The organism is Aeromonas sp. S15(2024) (assembly GCF_041402265.1).
Classification (GTDB): domain Bacteria; phylum Pseudomonadota; class Gammaproteobacteria; order Enterobacterales; family Aeromonadaceae; genus Aeromonas; species Aeromonas dhakensis.
Genome location: NZ_JBGLQY010000003.1, coordinates 555,256 through 575,979 on the forward strand (window position 1 = coordinate 555,256; position 20,724 = coordinate 575,979).

At 59.1% G+C, this 20,724-nt stretch carries 22 protein-coding genes, 1 tRNA gene, 1 other RNA gene, 1 pseudogene and 1 riboswitch; of the genes and pseudogenes, 7 read left to right on the forward strand and 18 right to left on the reverse strand.

Annotated features, from left to right (window positions below):
- Entirely contained in the window at nt 1–1,134 is a 1,134-nt protein-coding gene (gene hybO, locus ACB033_RS09735) for a hydrogenase 2 small subunit (RefSeq protein WP_139724679.1), read from the reverse strand.
- Nucleotides 1,135–2,193: 1,059 nt separating this feature from the next.
- On the opposite strand from hybO, the gene alr reads away from it, so the two are divergent.
- A complete protein-coding gene (gene alr, locus ACB033_RS09740; protein ID WP_193557961.1) occupies nt 2,194–3,306 on the forward strand; it encodes an alanine racemase in 1,113 nt (370 codons plus the stop codon).
- A gap of 132 nt (nt 3,307–3,438) precedes the next feature.
- On the opposite strand, the gene ACB033_RS09745 is transcribed toward alr, so the two are convergent.
- Complete coding sequence (locus tag ACB033_RS09745; RefSeq protein WP_010633704.1) at nt 3,439–4,290, reverse strand: alpha/beta fold hydrolase; 852 nt, start codon at nt 4,288–4,290, stop codon at nt 3,439–3,441.
- A gap of 52 nt (nt 4,291–4,342) precedes the next feature.
- Between ACB033_RS09745 and ACB033_RS09750 the strand changes: the two are divergent.
- Together ACB033_RS09750 and ACB033_RS09755 are read left to right on the forward strand one after the other, a co-directional pair.
- A pseudogene (locus tag ACB033_RS09750) lies at nt 4,343–4,534 on the forward strand (TetR family transcriptional regulator); the annotation flags it as partial.
- A gap of 3 nt (nt 4,535–4,537) precedes the next feature.
- Nucleotides 4,538–4,951 (forward strand): TetR family transcriptional regulator C-terminal domain-containing protein, encoded by a 414-nt coding sequence (locus ACB033_RS09755; protein WP_240041739.1) that lies wholly within the window; start codon nt 4,538–4,540, stop codon nt 4,949–4,951.
- A 165-nt stretch (nt 4,952–5,116) separates the two neighbouring features.
- Here the strand turns inward: ACB033_RS09755 and ACB033_RS09760 are convergent.
- The 3 genes from ACB033_RS09760 to ACB033_RS09770 all read right to left on the reverse strand — a co-directional run bounded on the left by ACB033_RS09760 (nt 5,117) and on the right by ACB033_RS09770 (nt 6,243).
- A non-coding RNA gene (locus ACB033_RS09760) (RtT sRNA) lies at nt 5,117–5,245 on the reverse strand.
- 220 nt (nt 5,246–5,465) lie between these two features.
- A tRNA-Ser gene (locus ACB033_RS09765) sits at nt 5,466–5,553 on the reverse strand.
- A gap of 234 nt (nt 5,554–5,787) precedes the next feature.
- On the reverse strand, nt 5,788–6,243 hold the full coding sequence (locus tag ACB033_RS09770; RefSeq protein ID WP_005299960.1) for a YbjN domain-containing protein: 456 nt from the start codon (nt 6,241–6,243) through the stop codon (nt 5,788–5,790).
- Nucleotides 6,244–6,401: 158 nt separating this feature from the next.
- On the opposite strand from ACB033_RS09770, the gene ACB033_RS09775 reads away from it, so the two are divergent.
- Nucleotides 6,402–7,739, forward strand: a complete 1,338-nt coding sequence (locus ACB033_RS09775; RefSeq protein ID WP_139724675.1) for a flavohemoglobin expression-modulating QEGLA motif protein — start codon at nt 6,402–6,404, stop codon at nt 7,737–7,739.
- Nucleotides 7,740–7,807: 68 nt separating this feature from the next.
- Here the strand turns inward: ACB033_RS09775 and ACB033_RS09780 are convergent, their stop codons facing one another.
- Together ACB033_RS09780 and ACB033_RS09785 are read right to left on the reverse strand one after the other, a co-directional pair.
- Complete coding sequence (locus tag ACB033_RS09780; protein WP_005299956.1) at nt 7,808–8,389, reverse strand: thymidine kinase; 582 nt, start codon at nt 8,387–8,389, stop codon at nt 7,808–7,810.
- A gap of 86 nt (nt 8,390–8,475) precedes the next feature.
- Complete coding sequence (locus ACB033_RS09785; RefSeq protein ID WP_005299954.1) at nt 8,476–10,056, reverse strand: Na+/H+ antiporter NhaC family protein; 1,581 nt, start codon at nt 10,054–10,056, stop codon at nt 8,476–8,478.
- 86 nt (nt 10,057–10,142) lie between these two features.
- Nucleotides 10,143–10,314: riboswitch (Lysine riboswitch) on the reverse strand.
- 320 nt (nt 10,315–10,634) lie between these two features.
- On the opposite strand from ACB033_RS09785, the gene ACB033_RS09790 reads away from it, so the two are divergent.
- A complete protein-coding gene (locus ACB033_RS09790) occupies nt 10,635–11,039 on the forward strand; it encodes an H-NS family nucleoid-associated regulatory protein (protein WP_005299952.1) in 405 nt (134 codons plus the stop codon).
- A 65-nt stretch (nt 11,040–11,104) separates the two neighbouring features.
- Here ACB033_RS09790 and ACB033_RS09795 read toward each other — a convergent pair whose 3' ends face one another.
- The 5 genes from ACB033_RS09795 to ACB033_RS09815 form a co-directional block, all read right to left on the reverse strand.
- Nucleotides 11,105–11,668, reverse strand: a complete 564-nt coding sequence (locus tag ACB033_RS09795; protein WP_139724671.1) for a cob(I)yrinic acid a,c-diamide adenosyltransferase — start codon at nt 11,666–11,668, stop codon at nt 11,105–11,107.
- Entirely contained in the window at nt 11,665–11,895 is a 231-nt protein-coding gene (locus tag ACB033_RS09800; RefSeq protein WP_005299948.1) for a DUF3820 family protein, read from the reverse strand. The genes ACB033_RS09795 and ACB033_RS09800 overlap by 4 nt, the downstream gene beginning before the upstream one ends.
- Before the next feature lies 1 nt (nt 11,896).
- Nucleotides 11,897–12,568 (reverse strand): 7-carboxy-7-deazaguanine synthase QueE, encoded by a 672-nt coding sequence (gene queE, locus ACB033_RS09805; RefSeq protein ID WP_162519826.1) that lies wholly within the window; start codon nt 12,566–12,568, stop codon nt 11,897–11,899.
- Nucleotides 12,569–12,629: 61 nt separating this feature from the next.
- Nucleotides 12,630–13,337: a 7-cyano-7-deazaguanine synthase QueC gene (queC, locus tag ACB033_RS09810; RefSeq protein WP_139724667.1), complete on the reverse strand. Its 708-nt coding sequence runs from the start codon at nt 13,335–13,337 to the stop codon at nt 12,630–12,632.
- Between the two features lie 22 nt (nt 13,338–13,359).
- Nucleotides 13,360–14,046 (reverse strand): tRNA-uridine aminocarboxypropyltransferase, encoded by a 687-nt coding sequence (locus ACB033_RS09815; RefSeq protein ID WP_139724665.1) that lies wholly within the window; start codon nt 14,044–14,046, stop codon nt 13,360–13,362.
- On the opposite strand from ACB033_RS09815, the gene rrtA reads away from it, so the two are divergent.
- Nucleotides 13,976–14,554: a rhombosortase gene (rrtA, locus tag ACB033_RS09820; RefSeq protein ID WP_240041736.1), complete on the forward strand. Its 579-nt coding sequence runs from the start codon at nt 13,976–13,978 to the stop codon at nt 14,552–14,554. The two genes, ACB033_RS09815 and rrtA, sit on opposite strands and share 71 nt — an antisense overlap.
- Nucleotides 14,555–14,602: 48 nt before the next feature.
- Here rrtA and pyrF read toward each other — a convergent pair whose 3' ends face one another.
- The 6 genes from pyrF to cmk all read right to left on the reverse strand — a co-directional run bounded on the left by pyrF (nt 14,603) and on the right by cmk (nt 19,857).
- Entirely contained in the window at nt 14,603–15,304 is a 702-nt protein-coding gene (gene pyrF, locus ACB033_RS09825; protein WP_017785432.1) for an orotidine-5'-phosphate decarboxylase, read from the reverse strand.
- A gap of 99 nt (nt 15,305–15,403) precedes the next feature.
- Nucleotides 15,404–16,570 (reverse strand): lipopolysaccharide assembly protein LapB, encoded by a 1,167-nt coding sequence (gene lapB, locus ACB033_RS09830; protein ID WP_010634251.1) that lies wholly within the window; start codon nt 16,568–16,570, stop codon nt 15,404–15,406.
- A gap of 9 nt (nt 16,571–16,579) precedes the next feature.
- Nucleotides 16,580–16,864: a LapA family protein gene (locus tag ACB033_RS09835; protein ID WP_005299936.1), complete on the reverse strand. Its 285-nt coding sequence runs from the start codon at nt 16,862–16,864 to the stop codon at nt 16,580–16,582.
- 156 nt (nt 16,865–17,020) lie between these two features.
- On the reverse strand, nt 17,021–17,305 hold the full coding sequence (gene ihfB, locus ACB033_RS09840; RefSeq protein WP_005299934.1) for an integration host factor subunit beta: 285 nt from the start codon (nt 17,303–17,305) through the stop codon (nt 17,021–17,023).
- Between the two features lie 94 nt (nt 17,306–17,399).
- The gene (rpsA, locus tag ACB033_RS09845; RefSeq protein WP_005299919.1) at nt 17,400–19,070 is read right to left on the reverse strand and encodes a 30S ribosomal protein S1; all 1,671 of its coding nucleotides are present in this window, start codon (nt 19,068–19,070) and stop codon (nt 17,400–17,402) included.
- A gap of 94 nt (nt 19,071–19,164) precedes the next feature.
- The gene (cmk, locus tag ACB033_RS09850) at nt 19,165–19,857 is read right to left on the reverse strand and encodes a (d)CMP kinase (RefSeq protein WP_010634252.1); all 693 of its coding nucleotides are present in this window, start codon (nt 19,855–19,857) and stop codon (nt 19,165–19,167) included.
- A gap of 249 nt (nt 19,858–20,106) precedes the next feature.
- On the opposite strand from cmk, the gene ribA reads away from it, so the two are divergent.
- A complete protein-coding gene (gene ribA / locus ACB033_RS09855) occupies nt 20,107–20,700 on the forward strand; it encodes a GTP cyclohydrolase II (RefSeq protein WP_005299914.1) in 594 nt (197 codons plus the stop codon).
- Nucleotides 20,701–20,724: the final 24 nt, after the last annotated feature.

Here is a 20,724-nt window from a genome sequence, read left to right on the forward strand (position 1 = left end):
TCACTCCTCCCGTGAGGTGTGCTGCCCGGCTTCATGGCGCTTCTGCTGGCGACCGAGCTCGCGCACCGTCATCAGACTCACCCCGACCAGCACCCCGAGCGCCCCACCAATAAGGCCGGTGGCGGTGGGCGACATGTGTCCTCCCTCCTGGATGGCCACGTCGGGCTTGTTCACCCGCGGAGTGGGATTCTCCACCTTGGCGAGCTGGAAGATCCCCTTGCTAAAACCCACTCCCTGCTCGTTGCAGCCGTAGCAGGGGTGGCCGATGCCCACCGGCCAGATGCCGCCCCCCACGTCGCAGAACTCCAGGGTCGAGCAGTTGCCGTAGGTCTCCGGCCCCTTGCAGCCCAGGTGATAGAGACACCAGCCCTGACGGTGGCCCTCGTCGCCAAACTCCTTGGCAAAGCGGCCGGCGTCGAAGTGCGGGCGGCGCTCGCAGTTTTCGTGGATGAGCCGTTCATAGGCAAACAACGGCCGCTTCCTGGCATCGAGCGCCGGCAGCTTGCCGTAGGTGATGTAGTAGGCGACCGTGGTGAGGAAGTTGTGGGGGTTGGGCGGGCAGCCCGGGATATTGATAATCGGTGTGCCGAGGTTGCCGAGGGCCTCTTCCAGGCTGACGGCGCCGGTGGGGTTGCCGCCGCTGGCGGGCACTCCGCCCCAGGCGGCGCAGGATCCGATGGCGATAACGGCGGCCGCGTCACTGGACGCGCGGCGAATATGGTCGACGATGGGTTCACCGGCCACCATGCAGTAGATGCCGCCATCTTTAAGCGGGATGGAGCCATCCACCACCAGCACATACCTGCCCTTGTAGCGTTCCATGGCGTTGTGCTTGTTCTCTTCGGCCTGATGACCGAAGGCCGCCGAGAGCACCTCGTGGTACTCCAGCGAAATGGTGTTGAGGATCAGGTTCTCGATGTTGGGGTGGGTGGCGCGCAGCAGCGACTCGGTACAGCCGGTACACTCCTGCGCGCCGATCCAGATCACCGGTGGCCGCTCGGGGCTGGTGAGCGCGGTAGCCATCTTGGCCACGGCGTTTTGGCTTAATCCAAGGGTTGCAGCCATCCCGGCGCACAATTTCATAAAGTCACGGCGATTAATTCCATGAGCCGATAAAAAAGTATCCTCGACCATTCTTTTTATTCCCGTAGTGAGCATTGTTTGACAAATGCTTAATAGCGGAAATGCTAAGTACTCCCCCCAGACATTGTGTTGATCTCCATCAAGTGACGGGACATTACTCAAATAGAAACTCATCACAATTAATTTAAAAACTTCATATGCGGCATATACTTACAAAACCCTTGTGAAGATGCAAAAATACCCACTAGGGGGTATTTTTGCATTTTAAAGAATTAACACCATTTAAATTACCCGTTAATTTGTGATGTTAAATAATCAGAATGAAAGCGTTGTCACACTATTTGACAGGATCTTTATGTTACCAGCCATAGGCTATTTCACCTCGCCAAAAGTGGTTGATAATATATACCTTTATATTTGTATGAGTGTATGTAAACAAGTGGAATGGACGCACGAACGATATTTATTATCAGCTTTTAAGAAATAACTCACCCTGCTGTTCAAGGCTGATTTTCGCCGCCTGATTAATTAACCGACCCATATTCATGCCTCACCATCCCTGGCCACGGATGATCTGCCTCCCCCGGCCGCGTGCGCCACCAAACCGGCCACCAGCCTTCTTGGTGGCGTACACCACTCACCGGCTCGACGGGGTGCCCTCTTCATCCGGCAGTGCCACCTTACACCTCCCATGGATCTGGCAGCCTGCTTTTCTCCTCTGCCATGCGCCTGCCCGCACCTTTGCCAGGGGTCGGCAACCCAGTCTGCGCGCAGCCGGTGCAAAAAACCGCCAGCAATGTGCGAAAAAGGCGCGATCCCCCTTCCGTTTTAAGGGGCAAAACCAGTGATAAATATTGCCCGATAGGGAGCCAGAGAAAGCGTCGGCAGGCGAATTTATACAGAGTAATATCCCGTATTTTGCCCATTTTCACATTCCCATTCGCCACATAATTTACCAACCAAAAAACAACTGATAACATCTTTTCACAATTTAAAGCATATAAAACAACATGGTTCGGTGACCCCCCGTTTGCCCGTCGCAGCCGCTTGGATCACCGGATCAGGATTGAGACCAGCAGCCAACTTCTCATCGAGCAGACACCCGACCCCATGATGAACACAGTTACGGCCAGCATCGATCTCGATGCACTTCAGCACAATTTTGCCGTGGCACGCCGCCACGCCCCCCACAGCAAGATCATCGCGGTACTCAAGGCCAATGCCTATGGTCACGGGCTGCTGCCGGTGGCCCATGCCCTCGCCCAGGCCGATGCCTATGCCGTGGCCAGGGTCGAGGAGGCACTGGTGCTGCGTGCCAACGCCATCACCAAGCCCATTCTGGTGCTGGGGGGCTTCTTCAGTGCCGAGGCGCTGCCGCTGCTGGCCAAACACGATCTGCAGACCACCCTGCATACCTGGGAGCAGTTGGCGCTGCTCGAGCAGACCGCTCTGCCCGCCCCCATCAAGGTGTGGCTCAAGCTCGATACCGGGATGAACCGGCTCGGCCTGCGCGCCGAGGAGCTGCCCGCCTTTATCGAGCGGCTGAGTCATTGCCACAACGTGGTGCAACCGTTCCAGCTGATGACCCACTTCAGCCAGTCCGATGAGCAGGATACCCAGGCCACTCTGCTGCAGATCGAGGAGTTCAACCGCCTCTCTGCCCATCTGCCGGGCGAGCGGGCCATGGCCAACTCCGCCGGCATCCTCGCCTGGCCGGCCTCGCGCGGTGACTGGATCCGCCCCGGCCTCATGCTCTACGGCGCCTCCCCCTTTACCGGCCAGCTCGCCGCCGACCACGACCTGCGTCCGGTCATGACCCTCAAGAGCCAGCTCATCGCCACCCGCGCCTGCCTGCAGGGCGAGGCAGTCGGCTATGGGGGTCACTGGGTGGCGAATCGGGACACCACCCTCGGCGTGGTGGCGGCGGGATATGGCGATGGCTACCCGCGCATGGCTCCCGAAGGGACCCCCATGCTGATCAATGGCCGTCGGGTGCCCATCGTGGGTCGGGTCTCCATGGACATGATCACCGTCGATCTGGGCCCGGCGGCCAGCGACAAGGTGGGGGATGCCGTTACCCTGTGGGGAGAAGGGTTGCCGGTGGAGCAGGTAGCCGAGAAGATAGGCACCATCCCCTACGAGCTGCTCACCCGCCTGACCAGCCGGGTGCATCTCGCGCATTGCGACAGCCGCGAACAGATGCCGATGTTGAAGCTGGCCTGAGCAATCAGGCTGAGGGCGGCCACCGCGAGGTGACAATCCGGCCCCTGATAAGCAAAAGGCCCTGTCTTGCGACGGGGCCTTTGCCTGATGGGGAATTCAGGAGCAAGGTGCCACGACCTTATCCGCATGGACTCAGCGAATCCCCTCCAATGACTTGAACCAGGCGAGGCTGGCCTGCCACAGGGGCGTGGCAGACTTGCGAAAATAGCCCATATGGCCGATTGCTCCATCCAAAGTATGAGGAAAGAGATCAACACGCGTCACGGGAGCATTACTGTAGTGCTTCATGAAGGCGTCGCGTGATGCGGGCATCGCCCAGCGATCGTCCAGCGCATTGGCCGCCACAATGGGAGTCTGGACGCTTTGGTAAGCACGCTCGATGCCACGCATCGCCGGGTCGTCAAAGAAATAGTGACGAAAACGGCACCAGTACCGCCATTGTACAAAGGCGCCTTTTGGCAAATCTTCTCCCATGCCCAGCAGGCTCCACGCGCAATAGCCTTTCCACCAGGTCAGCAGCGGCAGCACTGTGTTCCACATGGTGAGCACCTTGAGCTGCTCGCTGAAGGGCATATAGCCGTGCCACCCGGCCCCGGTGCCGAAGACATAGAGCCCGGAGACTTTCCGATGATTGGGGAGCAGGCCGAAGGCGTGCCCACCATAGGAATGGCCGATGACGAACAGGGGGAGATCGTCCCCGCTCATGGTTTCCACTGCGGCGGCCAGATCGCGCCTTCCCCAATCGAGCAAATCCATCTCGAAGCCTTTGAGTGACGCGGGTTTTGACGCGCCTATGCCCCGGTAGTCAAAAGTCAGGGTGGTAAACCCTTGCTCACTGGCGAACTCGGCAAAGCGACGATAGAAGCCCTGCGGCACGCCAGTAGCCCCCGCGACGATGATCTTGCCCTGCACCTGCCCTGTTGCCGGGTACAGTTGCCCCTGGATCAGATAGTCATCGTCGGTGTGAAACGAGATAGCAGCCATATTCCTCCCTGAAGTATGACGATTGTCATAGTCATGCTCCGAACGCTATACTATGACACTCGTCATAGCAAGAGGGTGCAGCGTGAAAGAGTGCACATCGACCGGGCGTCAACGGGTGATTGAGGCCGCTGCCGCCATGCTGGCACGGCATGGTTTGAGAGGGATCAGCATCCGTGAAGTGAGCAAGTTCGCCGATGCACCCCTGGGTTCCACGTATCATCATTTTCCCGGCGGCAAGAATCAGATAGTGACGGAGGCAATACACTGGGCCGGCGCCCAGGCATCCGAGCAACTGCAGCGCTGCCTGCAGGCCGATGCCAGGCAGGGTCTCGGTCTGTTTGTATCCCACTGGCGTGAGCGGTTGACGCAATCTCACTTTCGCGCGGGGTGCCCGATCGTGGCAGCGGCCATCGAAGCGCAGCATGAAGAGGATGGGGAGCCAATCAAGGAGGCGGTGGCCCAGGTCTTTGGCCACTGGCAACAGCTGATTGCCGATCACCTGATGGCACAGGGGCAGGCCGACGCCTCTGCCAGAGCCTGTGCTCTGGGGATCATCGCCAGCATAGAGGGCGCCATCGTGTTGTGCCGTGCCCATCAAAGCAGCGAGCCCCTGGATGCGGTATTGGCATGCTTACCCAGATTGATGGGCACCGCCGAGTGATGGCACGCCTTGGCACCCAATAACGGGGCTATAGAGCACGGAGCAGCCCGGATACATGTCCGGCGGGGAAATCACTGCCCCTCGTTCCCAGGGGGATGATGCCGAGAGATTCATGACTAAATAAAACAAAAGGCCCCGTCTTGCGACGGGGCCTTTTGTTTTATTTGGCGGTGAGGGAGGGATGATTCGCCACTGCGTGGCTCACCCCTTCGGGGCGGCCTGCGGCCGTTCATCGCAGCAAGCTGCTCTGCTCGAACCCGGCGAGGGTTCTCACCCTCCCTCTTCGAGATGAGCTGATGACTCTTCAAAACAAAAAACCGACCATCGGGTCGGTTTTAACATCTGAGGATGGGTCGGGATTGACTCGCACCGTCCCTGGCGCTCGCCCTGCGGGCGACCTCTGGCCGTCCATGCGGGCTATCCTGCCCGCCTGTCGAACCAGGGTCCGAACCAAGCCGCCCATCATCGGATAAAGCAAAAGGCCCCGTCGCAAGACGGGGCCTTTTGCTTTATTTGGCGGTGAGGGAGGGATTCGAACCCTCGATACGTTGCCGTATACACACTTTCCAGGCGTGCTCCTTCAGCCACTCGGACACCTCACCAAATTTTTACTTCTTGAAGTGGCTTTCGGAGCACGCTGCGCGCGCATCTTGCCGACTTCGTCGGTGGGCAGCCTCTCGGTCACCTCACCAAATTTTGGTCTGTTGTTTAACGTGCTCAGCCAGCACGATGTTCGCTGCGCTGTTGCGCTGGAACGGGCGTAATTTAGGGGAAAGCCCCGCCGGCGTCAACGGCTTTTTGCATCAGACGAACCGTTCGCACATTTAACGCACAAATCAGTGCACAGACTCCGGCGCAACCTGGATTTCCGGCAGATTCAGGAAGCCCAACCGCTCGCATTCGGAGACCACTTCATGGGTCGCGGCTATGGTGCTTTCGACAAACAGCAGGAACTGCTCGACGGAGAGCCCCGCCTTGGTAAAGACGGTATGGCCCACCACCAGTCGCGGCAGGTTGTCATCGATGATGTCGAGGAACACCTTGAGCGACGGGTACTGCATGTTGAGGCGACCCAGCTCGGCCACCAGCGGCAGCAAGGCGGAGGGACGCACCTCCAGCTCGGATGAAAACAGCACCCCTTCCTCTTCAACGAAGATCCGGCTCTCCTGGATGCCCTCGACGGACTGCAGGGAGACGATGTGGATACCATGGCACTGATCACAGACATAGTGCTCGATACGAGCCTGCTGCAACCAACGCATTATCATTTCGGAGCTGGGAATATTCATCATTTCCACGACACAATTGGGATCAAGGGGCGCAGTCTAAACCAATTTTCCGGCAACCAAAAGCGCACTGGCTGGATAAGCACGGCCCTCGCTTCTTTTTGGCAAGCAGCCTGCATATACTCAGCCCATTCCAGCGCCACACTCGCCCCACAGGGGGCTAAATGACCATCCAAGAAAAGTACCGTCTGCATCTGAAATCCCTCTCGGATGAGCTCTTGATCCTGCAAAAGCCCATCCGCATTCTGGATGCCATCAAGTGGCCCCGTCACCTGCAGGCCGACTTTCTGGCCAGCGGAGGGCGCACGCTGCCGGCCGTCGACAAGGCCTTCTATGATGGCCTTCCCCTCGGTTTCGATCCCCGCAACAAGTACCTGGAGCTCAAGGAGCTGCGGGACAGGATCCGGCGCCGGCTCGGTCCCCAGGATGAGCTTGGCCGCATCCTGCAGGAGACGGTGGATCAATACATGGTGGTCATCGAGATGCTGCGCCAGCGCGGGCAGCCGGACTTTCTGCGTTACAGCCGGCTGCTCTACGGCTCGGCCGGCGATCACCTGCGCGGCGATCGCAAGACCCTCAAGGAGCTGGGGGCCAGGCTGTGCGACATCTTCTCCCTGCCCGGCGCCCGCCACCTGGTGCGCCCCTACCCCAAGGAGTTCGAGGGGGAAGCGGCGGTGGCCAGGTTGCAGAGCAAGCTGTCGAACTATTTCAGTGACGCCACAGTGCAGGTCAAGCTGAGCGATGGCATCGTCTCGGACGCGGCGGCCGGCGGCGATTACATCAAGCTCAACTCCCACGCCCGCTTCTCCGAGCTGGATCTGCAGGTGCTGGAGGTCCACGAGGGCTGGGTACACGTGGGCACCACCCTCAACGGCCGCCAGCAACCCTATGCCACCTGGCTCAGTGCCGGCTCGCCGCGCATCACCGCCTGCCAGGAGGGGCTGGCGGTACTGATAGAGACCCTCACTTTCAGCTCCTTTCCGGACAGGGCCAAGCGCATCTCGGATCGGGTGATGGCCATCGATATGGCGGAGCGCGGCGCCGACTTCATCGAGGTGTTCCGGCATTTCGTCGATCAGGGTGCCAGCGAGCACGATGCCTACAAGATCACCCAGCGGGTGTTTCGCGGCGGTATGGTCGAGGGGGGCGCCTGCTTCACCAAGGATCTCTCCTATGTGAAGGGTTATGTGGAGACGGTCAACTTCATCCGCAGCGCCGTGCTGGAGGGAGTCCCCGAGATCCTGCCCATGCTGTTTGTCGGCAAGGTGACCCTGGACGACATCCCCGTGCTCTATCAGCACTATCTGGAGGGGCTCATCAGTGCGCCCCGTTATCTGCCCCCCATGTTTCGCGATCTCACCGGCCTCTACGTCTGGTTCGGCTTCGCCTCCGGCATGTCGCTGGTGGATATCGGCCGGGTGCAGCAGCACTTTCGCCAGCTGTTCCACCGCCTGCCGGTGGCCGATCCCATCATCGCCCCCGTCGATATCGAGATCGATTGACCCCTCGGAAACAAACAAGGCGCCAGATTGGCGCCTTGCTTGTTCATGTTATCCCCATCAGCCGCGGGTTATTTGAAAGCCCGCCCTTCCAGGTAGTGCTTGCGGCACAGGGAGACATAGCGATCGTTGCCGCCGATCTCCACCTGCTCGCCATCTCGCATCACCTGGCCTGCTTCATTGACCCGGGAGTTCATGTGCGCCTTGTTGCCGCACCAGCAGATGCTTTTCAGCTCCTCGAACTTGTCGGCCAGGCAGAGCAGATGATAGGAGCCGGGAAACAGCTCGCCGCGAAAATCGGTCTTGAGGCCGTAGGCGATCACCGGAATGTCCTGCTCGTCGACGATACGGGCCAGCTGATAGACCTGCTCCCTGGTCAGGAACTGGGCCTCATCGACGATGAACACATCGATACGCTTCTCGGCATGACGGGCTTTCACCATCTCGAACAGATCACAGCGCTCTCTGAACACTTCGACTTTCAGCTCCAACCCCACCCGGGCGCTGATCACCCCGACCCCGAAGCGGTCGTCGATGGCGGGTGTCATGGCCAAGGGATGCATGCCCCGCTCCAGATAGTTGAAGTGCGCCTGAATGAGCTGGGTCGATTTGCCTGAATTCATGGTGGCAAACTTGTAGTGCAGTGAAGCCATGATACTGTTCCGAAACTGAATTTATGGGGCGCATGCTAACCAAAGCACCTAACAAAACCAAGGGGCCTTGCGGCCCCTTGTACGTTTTAAGCAACAGCCAGGCCCGCCTGGGACCTTGCCTTGCGCAAATGGTAGCTGGAGAAGATGACGAACCAGAGGGCGCTCACGCTGAAACCCGCCAGCACCGAGTGCATCAGCCCCATCACCAGATAACCGAGGGCGGCGCCGAAGGCGATGGCCAGGGCATAGGGCAGCTGGGTCATCACGTGATCGATGTGATGGCAGCCGGCACCGGTGGCCGACAGGATACTGGTGCTGGAGATGGGCGAGCTGTGATCCCCGAACACCGACCCCGCCAGCACGGCGGCCAGCATCGGCAACATCAGGGCCGCATCGCTGGCCGCCGCCATGTCACCCGCCAGCGGCAGCATGATGCCGAAGGTGCCCCAGCTGGTGCCGGTGGCAAACGCCATGGCGCAGGAGAGCACGAACACCACGGCCGGCAGCACTTCCACCGGCAGATTGCCGTTGGCCAGGGAGGCCAGGTACTTGCCGGTCTCCACATCGCGCACCACGGCGCCAATGGTCCAGGCAAACAGCAGGATGTTGATGGCCGGCAGCATGGCCATCACCCCTTGCGGCGCGGCCTTGAGCCAGTTCTTGGCACCGAGCTTCAGACGCATGGCCAGACCGATGGAAACCACTAGGCTGCACAGGGCGCCGTAGACCAGGGAGGAACCCACGTTGGTATTTTCGAACGAACCGAGCACGCTGAACGGCTCGCCATTGGCGGCCAGCACGGCAGCGCCGGAGTCGATCATGAAGTAGACGGTGGCCGCGGTCAGGGTCAGGATCGGCAGCACCATGTCGATCATGCCGCCGTTGCTCTCCTCCGGGCTCTCCATGTCCAGACCGATGGGGCGGCCTTTGGACTCATCCCACAGCTTGCCTTCCAGCGCCCACTGCTCGTGCTGGCGCATCGGACCGATATCCAGCTGAAACGCGATCACCACCAGCACCATGATGAGGGTAAACACCGCATAGAGGTTCATCGGGATCATCTCGACGAAGGCGGAGATGGGGCTCTGCCCGGTGATGCCATGAGCCGTCATGATACCGCCCACCAGGGCGATGATGTAGGCCCCCCAGGAGGAGATGGGCATCAGCACGCAGACCGGCGCCGCGGTGGAGTCCAGCAAGTAGGCCAGCTTGGCGCGGGAGATCTGGAAGCGGTCGGTGACCGGACGGCAGATGGCCCCCACCGACAGGCTGTGGAAGAAGTCGTCGATGAAGAAGGCAAACACCATCATGCCGGTAAGCGCCTTGGCCCCCTTGCGGGTCCTGGCACGCTTGGCGGCCCACTCGGCAAACGCCCGGGTCGCGCCGGAGACGCTCATCAGGCTGATGAGGCCGCCCAGCAGCAGCATGAACAGCAGCATATTGATGTTGTCACGGTTGAGCGCCCCGTCGACCCAGAAGATCTTGAGCACTGTGTTCAGCATGTAATGCAGGGAGTCGAGGGGAGAAAACTGGTTCAGCAGCAGGCTGCCGGTAACGATACCGACGCCCAGCGACAGCAGCACACGGCGGGTGAGGATCGCCAGTGCGACGGCCAGCAGAGGGGGAATGATTGACCAACCGGAGTCGGCGTAGTGAACGATGTCCATGATCTCTTTGCACCTAAAGACAGCAGGTGGAGATCTACCGAGAGGATAAAGAAACAAAACCCATGGGGAGGTAATACTCCTCAGCCCCTTCAGGTAGCGCTCCATAGTGGATGACTATGGCAGTCCTGCACCTATTAGATGCAGAACCAGCAGCCCGGTATGATGGCCTGGCCACTTCGGCGCTGACTCCTTTCCTTGTGCATCATCGGCATCACCCTCCGCACAAGTAGTCATAGGCAGCGCGCCTCTACTTAAAGGTATTCGAGGCACATTTTATCGTGCCGACACGTTATAGCAAGTTTTTTGATTAAATCCCCAAACAAGCCAGATCAAAAGGGCAAAGAGGTAGTCAAATGGTGCAAACATTATGATTTTGTCGCTATTTTCATCTACTTGGAACTCAGTCGAGTATGCCACTGGCCAATATTGCTGAATCGGGCCTGAATTCAATTGCATTACTTAATTCCAGGCATGAATTTATTAATTCGACTCGCTTGACTTAATCCCGAACGGCCGTATAAATTAGCCAAAATAACTATTTTTATTTAATTCACTCTTTTGCTCGCGTGGTGAACACTATGAACGAATTTTTGAAAGTACTGCTGAATATCCGTAGCCTGCGCGCCGCTTGCCGTGAGCTGACGCTGGAACAATTGGAAGAAGGCCTGGAAAAGCTCTCCGCGATCGTCGGCGAACGCCAGCAGGATGAAGCCGCCGAGCGTCAGGCTCGTGAAGAACATCAGCGCAAAATTAATGAATATGCCGAAATGCTGAAAGCCGCCGGTATTGATCCGGCAGAACTGGTTGGCACAGTCGCAGCCGAACCGGCCAAGGCGACCAAGAGCAAACGTGCCCCTCGTCCGGCCAAATATCGCTATATGGACAACGGCGTGGAAAAAACCTGGACCGGTCAGGGTCGCATGCCGTCCGTGATTGCCAAGGCGGTCGCCGAAGGTAAATCCGTCGAAGACTTTGCCATCTGATAAAGCAGAATAGGCTCAATAAAAAACCTCGCCTTGCGAGGTTTTTTATTGCCTGCGGCCTGCCGTCAGCCCCGCTCTGCCGCCTTGACCCAGAGCACTTCGGGCGTCGCGGTACAGGCCAGCAGGTAGCGGGCTATGGTGAAGAACCAGTCACTCAGTCGGTTCATGTAGGGCAGAATGGCCGGGTTGAGCTGTTCGCTACGGCCCAAAGTCAGCAGCAGACGCTCGCAGCGCCGGGTCAGGGTGCGCACCACATGGGCTTGCGCTGCCGCCCGGGAGCCGCTGGGCAGAATGAAATTGCGCAGCTGCGGCAAATTGGCGCTGTAGGCATCGATCTGTTGTTCCAGTCGCAGGGTCCACTCGTTATTCACCTGCCAGATGGCAGCCTCCTGAGCGTCACTGGAAAATGCCAGCTCCCCGCCAAGATCGAACAATTCCTGTTGCAGCAATAACAGGTCTGCCAATAATCCGGTTTCCGCTGCGGGCACCTCGGCAATAAGAAGACCTATATGAGAATTTAATTCATCGATATAGCCGTAGGTTTCCACGCGCATATCGTCTTTGGCCAGTTGCACGCCATCGGCCAGCCGAGTCATGCCCTTGTCGCCCTGCCTCGTATATATTCTCATACCGACATCCTGTTAATAATGGGAACAATCATGGATTCCAGCCCGTTGAGCTTGATTTCATAGGCAAGCGCCAGCGTTTGACCAAGCGATCCGGCCGGGAAACCGGTACGGGCCAGCCACACCAGATAAGGCTCCGGAATATCGATGATGCGGCGCCCCCGATATTTGCCGTAGGGCATCTTGTTGGCCAGAGACAGCAAGACCCGCTCGTCGGACAACCACTCCATTTCAATCGATATCCAGATATTTGTGGGTCTGGATGGAGAGTCGCCAATTGCGGGCAATGCAGGTTGCCATGGCCAGCTGGGTCGCCCTGGGTTTCTGGCTGATGGGTTGCAGTGCAATCACCACGTCGTCGCGCAAGCGGGCGGTGGCCAGCAGCACATCCAGCTCCTCCACGTGGCGCTCGGTGGCTACCGGATGCTTGATCTCGTTGGCGCGCTCAAGGGCCGAGACCAGCACCGGCAACCCACCCTTCATATTGATCTTGGGGGATACGGTGACCCAGGTCTGCTCATGGGTTTTGATCTCGCTGGTACCACTGGTTTCGATCTGCACCTGATAGCCTGCCGCAATGAGGGCGGTAGAGAGATCCTGCAGGTCATAGAGGCAGGGTTCGCCCCCGGTGATCACCACGTGACGCGCCTGATAGCCAAGTTGCTGAAAGCTGGCCAGGATCTGCGCCGTGCTCATCTTGCTCCAGCCATCGGATTCGTTGGAGCAATCGAGCACCGCCTGCACGCCCACTTCACGAGCAGGATCGACCACCCAGGTATGACGGGTATCGCACCAGGGGCATCCCACCGGGCAACCCTGCAGGCGAACGAAAATGGCGGGCAGGCCGGTGAAGACCCCCTCCCCCTGGATGGTCTGGAATATCTCGTTGATTGGGTAATGCATCTTGGTCACGGCTGGTTGCAAAAGTCGCGGATTATACCCCAAGCATGGCCGAGACGCAGGCTCAGCATCCGCTTTTCTCACCGAGCCCGGTTTTTTGGTGCAGACGCGCCATCACGCCCGCCTTGTCGGCCAGGTACTGCTGCAGGCCACGGCTGCGCAGATCGCAGGCCGGGCAGGCGCCGCAGCCATCGCCGGCAATGCCGTTGTAGCAGGTGAGCGTTTGCTGGCGCACGGTATCGAGGTGGCCGTAGTGATCCGCCAGCGCCCAGGTCTCGGCCTTGTCGAGCCACATCAGCGGCGTCTCGAAACGAATGGTGCGATCCAGCCCCAGCGAGACAGCCTGATTGAGCGCCTTGACGAACTCGTCGCGGCAATCGGGGTAACCGGAGAAATCCGTCTCGCACACCCCGGTGATCACCGCCTCGGCGCCCACCTGATAGGCGTAGATGGCGGCCAGAGTCAAAAACAGGATGTTGCGGCCCGGCACGAAGGTATTGGGCAGGCCATTTTCCTGCAGCTCGAAGCTCACCGGGATCTCGTCCCGGGTCAGGGCCGAGATGGCAAGCTCCCCCAGCATGGTCACGTCCATCACCTTGTGGGCGGCGATGCCGAGCCGGTTGGCCAGACGGCGCGCCGTCTCGATCTCTTCACTATGGCGCTGGCCATAATCGAAGGTGATGGCGTGCACCTCGTCATAACGAGACAAGGCCTGGACCAGGCAGGTGGTACTGTCCTGACCACCACTGAATACCACGACGGCTTTTTTCACGTATGTCACTCCTCTGGGCAGTTCAACTGCGTCGGCCCTGGGCAAAATCATGCCACTGCCGGTTCAAATGGGTAAAAAGGGTCATCAGCGGGGCGAAGCGATCCGGTGCGCCCTCCCACTGGGACAACAGATGGTAGCCCGCTTCCAGGGTCGACAGCGCCTCTGGAAACGGCTTCTTGCGAATGGAGTACTGTCCCGAGACGGCATCCAGCCCAATTCGTGGCAACTGCTGCAACTCGGGGTTGCTGTGCAGCATCCGGTAGGCCTTGCGCCAGGTGCCATCGAGCAGCAGAAAACAGACTCGGCGAGCCGGCTCGGCCGTCTCCCGCTCTCGCACCTCGGCAAGGGTGATGGCCTCCTCATCCGGCCACAGCAGATAACACTGCAGCGCGGGATCGGCCAACAAGGCCGCCAGCTCGGGGAGATCGGTCACCTGTTCACCCACATGCAGACGGGCCTGCGCCAGCGAGGCGGCCAAGAGGACGGCAGTCCCCTTGGGATGACCCACCTCCCCCGGATGCTGCAGGATGTGCAGGGGCGCATGGGGTGAAACCGGCCGAATATAATCGCACAGACAGGCTTTGAGGGCTCTGGTGCAACGTGTACAGTATCGACTCTTGTTGTCGTCGGACTGTTTCATGTTGTCAGAAAAATCAGGATTGCTCTGGGTCATCACGCTTTCACTCGCCAGTTTGCTGCTCTTTTTCACCGTGCCGAATCACCAGCTCTCCTTCGATCGCACCCTGATAGCCCAGGGTGAAGGGTGGCGCATCATAACAGGCAATCTGGCCCACACCAATCTGTGGCACCTGTTGCTCAACCTGAGCGGGCTGTGCGTGCTCTACAGCCTGTTTCGCGAATACCTGACAGGCTGTCGCCTGCCGCTGCTGCTGCTGTTGCTGGGGAGCACCGTCGGGCTCGGCATCTGGTGGTGGTGTCCGCAGACCCAGTGGTACATGGGGCTGTCGGGAGCGTTGCACGGCCTGTTCGTGTGGGGCGCGCTGCAGGATATCCGCTATCGCCGTCACTCCGGCTGGTTGATGCTGGCAGGGGTAGCGATCAAGCTTGGGGTGGATTTCTACAGTGCGGGGGAAAGTCCGGTGTCCGCCCTCATCGGGGCCAGGGTACACATTGAATCACATCTGATTGGCTCGGGCGCCGGCCTGTTGCTCGGCCTGCTGCCGGTCACCTTGCGCCCCCACGCCGTCAAGGAGTGAGCCAGCACCGGATGCAATGCCGACCCCATCGGGCCGGCATTCTCTTTATCAGCGACCCGCCAGCTCCGCGTTGATGCCGGCCAGCATGGCGGCAGGATCGGCCGCCTGGGTGATGGGGCGGCCAATCACCAGATAGTCGGCACCCGCCTCCACCGCCGCCAGCGGCGTCATGACCCGGCGCTGATCCCCGGCAGCCGAACCGGTGGGGCGGATCCCCGGCGTCACCAGTTTGAACTCGTCACCGAGCAGCGCCTTGAGCTCGTGCGCTTCGTTGGCGGAGCAGACCACCCCGTCCAGCCCCGCGTCTTTGGTCAATTTGGCCAACCGGATCACCTGCTCGGCCGGCGTCACATCAAGACCCAGCGGCGCCATGTCGGACTGCTCCATGCTGGTCAGCACGGTCACCCCGATGAGCAGCGGCGCCTTGTCACCATAAGGCAGTAGCGCCTCCTTGGCGGCCCGCATCATCCGCTCGCCACCGCTGGCGTGCACGTTCACCATCCAGACGCCGAGTTCGGCACTGGCGGCGACCGCTTTGGCGACGGTGTTGGGAATGTCGTGAAACTTCAGATCCAGAAAGACATCGAACCCCTTGGCAACCAGCTGACGCACGAACTGGGGGCCAAACAGGGTGAACATCTCCTTGCCTACCTTGAGACGGCACTGGGCCGGGGAGATACGTTCAATGAAGGCGAAGGCATCGGCCTCGTGCTGATAATCCAGCGCAACCAGTACTTTGGGATCTAGCATCTCACTTCCTATCGATGGTTATGCGCCGTCCGGAGTGAGTCCGGCCCGGCCTGAAAAAACCAGGCCACAGGGGCCTGGTTGATGACATTGTCGTGGCTCTTACTCCCCGTCCAGACCGCGGATCGGCTTGATGGCTCCCCACTGGCGGCAGGAGGGGCACTGCCAGAACAGGGAGTGGGTGGCAAACCCGCACTGCCGGCACTTGTGGGTGGATTTGATCTTGATCTGCTCGTCGACCAGCGCCTTGAGCATGGTCAGGCTCTCCTTGGCCTGCCCCTCTTCGGCACCACGCAACTGCAGCGCCATCAGGTGCTGGAAGCCGCGCAGCGACGGCGTGCGCCGCAGCTGGCGCAGCACCAGCTCGGAGGCTGCCTCGCGCCCGTTGTGGCGCTCTACATAATCGGCCAGCCGCAAGGTGACCGGGAAGCCGGCCCTCGCCTCCTGGGCCTGGCCGAGCAGCTCGGGGATACGCGCCTCCTCGCCGCACAGCTCCAGGCTCTCGCACAGGGGTTCCAGCACTTCGCTCGCGAAATCGATGTCCTGGGTAAGCACTCGCTCAAACTCGCGAGCCGCCTGGCGCGGATCGCCCTCCCCCTTGGCCAGCCAGCCGAGGCCGAGCGAGGCACGTACACAGTTGCCATCGGCGGTCAGGGCCTTGCGAAAACGCAGCTGGGCCTGCTTGCGATTCTCTTCGCGCAGGGCCATGTCGGCCAGCTCGCACTGGTAATGGGCGATGGTGGGAGCCAGCTTCTTGCCCTGGAATTTTTGCAACCGCTCACTCACCGCAATCGCTTTCTCCCAATCACGCAACTGCTGATATATAAGCTGCAACTGGGCCAGCGCGGTCTCCTCATACTCCCCGTCCTCGGTGAGCTCGAGCCACAGCTTCTCGGCCCGATCGAGCAGGCCGGCGGCGAGGAAGTCCCGCGCCAGCTCCTGCAAGGCAAGCTGACGCTGCTCCATGGTGAGCTGGCGGGTGATGAGGTTCTGGTGGATCTTGATGGCCCGGTCTACCTCGCCACGCTGGCGAAACAGGTTGCCGAGGGAGAGGTGGGTTTCGATGGTCTCGCTGTCCACTTCCAGCAGCTGGATGAAGAGATCCACCGCCTTGTCGGATTCGTCGGACAGCAAATAATTGAGACCCGCCACGTACTGGCGGGAAAACTGGTTACTCTGTTTCTGGGTGTCCTGGCGAACACTCCTGCGCCCCATATACCAGCCGTAGCCGGCGGCAATGGGCAACAGCAGGAAAAGCAGTTCAAGCATCGAGGGACATTATTCCTTGGCAGCCGTTCGGGCCAGCTCCAATTCACGGGATTGACGGCGCATGGTGCGATTGAGGGTGCGGTTTTGCATCTTGAGGCGCAAGAACAGCAGACCGAAGACCAGCCAGCCCAGCAGGAAGCCACCACCAAAGAAGAATCCCAGCAACATGGAGAGCGAGAACTCCCCTTGGGCAATCAGATAATTGAACTGCACCAGCTGGCCATTTTGCGAACCGATGGCCAGCGTCAGGATAAACACCAGCACCAGTGGAATGAGGGCCAAGATACGCTTCATAGGAGCTCCCTGTCAGTAGCTAATGAGAGGCTGATTATCCTTAAAATCACCGGCAGACTCTAGAGCGAATGGGAAAAGACTTGGCAAAACCGGACAATTGCCACAATAGAAACCGTAAAAACAAAAAAGGCATACCCAGGTATGCCATTTTCTGCATTATTCGATGATGTTCACGCGCTCGCGTAACTCTTTGCCGGGCTTGAAATGCGGAACATATTTCCCGGTCAATTCAACCTTGTCCCCGGTCTTGGGGTTGCGGCCCACACGGGGTGCACGATAGTGCAGTGAAAAACTTCCAAATCCGCGGATTTCAATCCGGTCGCCGTTTTGCAAAGTCGACGCCATTTGCTCAAGGATCTCCTTGATGGCGGCTTCGACATCTTTGGCCGGCATATGCATGCGGCTGGCAGCCAATTGTTCGATGAGATCTGATTTGGTCATAACGTTAAATCTCCTTCCCCGATCACATGCAATATTCATTACGCCAAGATAAAAAAGGGCGGCGTGACACGCCGCCCTTTTCTTGCATCAAGGATTATTCACCCTTGGCGGCTTTGAACGCTTCAGCCATGGCATTGCTGAACACAACTTCTTCTTGTTGGTTCAGGTTGTCGATGGCAACACGCTCGTCAGCCTCGTCCTTGGCGCGGACAGACAGGCTCACGGTGCGGTTCTTGCGATCAACGCCCATGAATTTAGCTTCAACTTCGTCACCAACAGACAGCACCAGAGTGGCGTCTTCTACGCGGTCACGAGCAGCGTCGGAGGCACGCAGGTAGCCTTCTACGCCGTCAGCCAGTTCGATCACGGCACCCTTGGCATCAACCTCGGTAACCTTACCCTTCACAATAGCACCTTTCTTGTTGTCAGACAGGTACTTATTGAACGGGTCTTCTTCGATCTGCTTGACGCCCAGAGAAATGCGCTCACGCTCCGGGTCAACTTGCAGAACAACGGCTTCGATTTCGTCGCCTTTCTTGAATTCACGAACTGCTTCTTCACCCTGGTTGTTCCAGGAGATGTCAGACAGGTGAACCAGGCCGTCGATACCGCCGTCCAGACCGATGAAGATACCGAAGTCAGTGATGGACTTGATCTTGCCGGAAACACGGTCGCCCTTGGCGTGAGTTTCGGCAAACAGCTGCCACGGGTTGGATTTGCACTGCTTCAGACCCAGGGAGATACGACGACGCTCTTCGTCGATGTCCAGAACCATCACGTCAACCACGTCGCCAACGTTAACAACCTTGGACGGGTGGATGTTCTTGTTGGTCCAATCCATCTCGGATACGTGTACCAGGCCTTCAACGCCTTCTTCGATTTCAACGAAGCAGCCGTAGTCGGTCAGGTTGGTCACGCGGCCAGACAGACGGGTGGTCTCCGGGTAACGCTTGGCGATAGCAACCCAGGGATCTTCGCCCAGCTGCTTCAGACCCAGGGATACACGGGTACGCTCGCGGTCGAACTTCAGAACCTTGACTGCGATCTCGTCGCCAACGTTGACGATTTCGGAAGGATGCTTAACGCGCTTCCACGCCATGTCGGTGATGTGCAGCAGGCCGTCAACACCGCCCAGATCTACGAATGCACCGTAGTCGGTCAGGTTCTTGACGATACCCTTAACTTCTTGACCTTCTTGCAGGTTAGCCAGCAGGCTTTCGCGCTCGGAGGTGTTCTCGGTCTCGATCACGGCACGACGGGAAACAACAACGTTGTTGCGCTTCTGGTCCAGCTTGATGACTTTGAACTCGAGTTCTTTGTTTTCCAGGTGAGCGGTGTCACGGATCGGACGCACGTCAACCAGAGAACCCGGCAGGAAGGCACGGATGCCGTTCAGTTCAACGGTGAAACCACCCTTGACCTTGCCGTTGATGATACCGATAACGGTAGCTTGCTCTTCGTAAGCTTTTTCAAGCTGCAGCCAGGCTTCGTGGCGCTTGGCTTTTTCGCGGGACAGCTTGGTTTCGCCGAAACCATCTTCGATAGAGTCCAGAGCCACGTCAACGGAGTCGCCTACGTTGATTTCCAGCTCGCCCATGGCGTTCTTGAATTCTTCAGCCGGGATAGCGGACTCAGATTTCAGACCGGCGTCAACCAGTACGAAACCATTTTCGATAGCAACGACAGTACCCTTGACGATGGAACCTTGACGGGTTTCAACGGCATTCAGGGACTCTTCAAAGAGTTGAGCAAAAGATTCGATCATTGTTTATGTCACAAATGAAACATCCACTTGTCATCCAGCACAAGCGGGGTTGTTTTAAATAATCTGCGCCATCCATGGTGCAGACGACCGGATGTCAGCTTGCGCTGGCATCGCCGAGTTGTTGCTCCGCATAGGCGAGCACCGTTGCCAGCACTTCGTCTATGGACATGGCGGTTGAATCCACCACGAGAGCATCTTCTGCCGGTTTCAGGGGGGCAACGGCACGATTTCTGTCGCGATCGTCACGCTCCCGAATCTCGGTTAAAAGACGCTCAAAGTTAACATCAAAGCCCTTATCTTGCAACTGCTTATAGCGGCGAGCCGCCCGTTCTTCGGCGCTGGCGTCGAGGAAAATCTTCACTTCCGCCTCGGGGAAAACCACGGTGCCCATGTCGCGACCGTCGGCGATGAGGCCAGGGGCCTGGCGAAAAGCGCGCTGACGGCGCAGCAGAGCTTCGCGCACCCGCGGGAAGGCGGCAATCTTGCTCGCGGCATTGCCCACTTCCTCGGTACGAATGGTACGGGAAACATCCTCCCCTTCCAGCACGACCTTCACCTGCTCGGCATCGACCTGAAACTGCACGTCCAGATTGGCGGCCAGGGGAACCAGCGCGGCTTCTGAATCGAGCTCGACATCGTGATGCAAGGCCGCCAGGGCCAGCACCCGGTAGATGGCGCCGGAGTCGAGCAGGTGCCAACCCAGTTTTTCAGCCAGCAACTGGCACAGGGTGCCCTTGCCGGCACCACTTGGGCCATCAATTGTCATCACGGGGGCCATCTGCGGCATAACGTCTCTCCTGCACACTTGTTGCACACATCCCGGGAGGGATGGGGTAATGGGCGCCGATTATACCCAAATGTGCCGAGCCTGGCAGTCGCCAGCACACACAATTGCGCAAAACCGGTCGCAACTGTCCTCTTTGTGTACAACGGGGCAAGCCATTAAACAGTGCAAGGTTTTGTTCTTATGGTTGTTCCGGACAAGGCGCGCTAAACTGGCCGCCCTTTTTTAAGCAGCTGTAGTAAGGAGCAACCTATGAGCAGCGTTACCCTCGTGGCCAAATCCAAGTTGCCAACCCCCTGGGGCACCTTCACGCTGGTCGGTTTTCAGGAAACCGGCACCGGCAAGGATCACGCCGCGCTGGTGATGGGCGATATCACGGGTGATGAGCCGGTGCTGGGCCGAATTCACTCCGAATGCCTGACCGGCGATGCCCTGTTCAGTCTGCGTTGCGACTGCGGCTTCCAGCTGCAGGCCGCACTGGAAAACATCGCCAAGGCGGGCCGTGGCGTCTTGCTGTACGTGCGTCAGGAAGGACGCGGTATCGGCCTGCTCAACAAGATCCGGGCCTATCATCTGCAGGATCAGGGCGCCGACACCGTTGAAGCCAACGTGGCGCTCGGCTTTGCCGCCGACATGCGCGACTACACCATCTGCGCCGACATGCTCAAGCAGCTGGAGGTGAAATCCCTCAAGCTGATGACCAACAACCCGCGCAAGATGAAGGCGATGGAATCCTTCGGCATTCCGGTGGCTGAGCGGGTTCCCCTGCAGGAAGGGCGCAATCCCCACAACGAGTTCTACCTCTCGACCAAGGCCAGCAAGCTGGATCACATGTTCAAGAAGTGATCCCGCCTCGCCGCTCGTTGCCAT

What these genes read in the sequence shown, in the direction of transcription:
- hybO (WP_139724679.1), bottom strand. Translation starts at nt 1,134, where the DNA reads ATGGTCGAGGATACTTTTTTATCGGCTCATGGAATTAATCGCCGTGAC.
- alr (WP_193557961.1), top strand. Translation starts at nt 2,194, where the DNA reads ATGATGAACACAGTTACGGCCAGCATCGATCTCGATGCACTTCAGCAC.
- ACB033_RS09745 (WP_010633704.1), bottom strand. Translation starts at nt 4,290, where the DNA reads ATGGCTGCTATCTCGTTTCACACCGACGATGACTATCTGATCCAGGGG.
- ACB033_RS09770 (WP_005299960.1), bottom strand. Translation starts at nt 6,243, where the DNA reads ATGATGAATATTCCCAGCTCCGAAATGATAATGCGTTGGTTGCAGCAG.
- ACB033_RS09775 (WP_139724675.1), top strand. Translation starts at nt 6,402, where the DNA reads ATGACCATCCAAGAAAAGTACCGTCTGCATCTGAAATCCCTCTCGGAT.
- ACB033_RS09780 (WP_005299956.1), bottom strand. Translation starts at nt 8,389, where the DNA reads ATGGCTTCACTGCACTACAAGTTTGCCACCATGAATTCAGGCAAATCG.
- ACB033_RS09785 (WP_005299954.1), bottom strand. Translation starts at nt 10,056, where the DNA reads ATGGACATCGTTCACTACGCCGACTCCGGTTGGTCAATCATTCCCCCT.
- ACB033_RS09790 (WP_005299952.1), top strand. Translation starts at nt 10,635, where the DNA reads ATGAACGAATTTTTGAAAGTACTGCTGAATATCCGTAGCCTGCGCGCC.
- ACB033_RS09795 (WP_139724671.1), bottom strand. Translation starts at nt 11,668, where the DNA reads ATGAGAATATATACGAGGCAGGGCGACAAGGGCATGACTCGGCTGGCC.
- ACB033_RS09800 (WP_005299948.1), bottom strand. Translation starts at nt 11,895, where the DNA reads ATGGAGTGGTTGTCCGACGAGCGGGTCTTGCTGTCTCTGGCCAACAAG.
- queE (WP_162519826.1), bottom strand. Translation starts at nt 12,568, where the DNA reads ATGCATTACCCAATCAACGAGATATTCCAGACCATCCAGGGGGAGGGG.
- rrtA (WP_240041736.1), top strand. Translation starts at nt 13,976, where the DNA reads ATGTTGTCAGAAAAATCAGGATTGCTCTGGGTCATCACGCTTTCACTC.
- pyrF (WP_017785432.1), bottom strand. Translation starts at nt 15,304, where the DNA reads ATGCTAGATCCCAAAGTACTGGTTGCGCTGGATTATCAGCACGAGGCC.
- lapB (WP_010634251.1), bottom strand. Translation starts at nt 16,570, where the DNA reads ATGCTTGAACTGCTTTTCCTGCTGTTGCCCATTGCCGCCGGCTACGGC.
- ACB033_RS09835 (WP_005299936.1), bottom strand. Translation starts at nt 16,864, where the DNA reads ATGAAGCGTATCTTGGCCCTCATTCCACTGGTGCTGGTGTTTATCCTG.
- ihfB (WP_005299934.1), bottom strand. Translation starts at nt 17,305, where the DNA reads ATGACCAAATCAGATCTCATCGAACAATTGGCTGCCAGCCGCATGCAT.
- rpsA (WP_005299919.1), bottom strand. Translation starts at nt 19,070, where the DNA reads ATGATCGAATCTTTTGCTCAACTCTTTGAAGAGTCCCTGAATGCCGTT.
- cmk (WP_010634252.1), bottom strand. Translation starts at nt 19,857, where the DNA reads ATGCCGCAGATGGCCCCCGTGATGACAATTGATGGCCCAAGTGGTGCC.
- ribA (WP_005299914.1), top strand. Translation starts at nt 20,107, where the DNA reads ATGAGCAGCGTTACCCTCGTGGCCAAATCCAAGTTGCCAACCCCCTGG.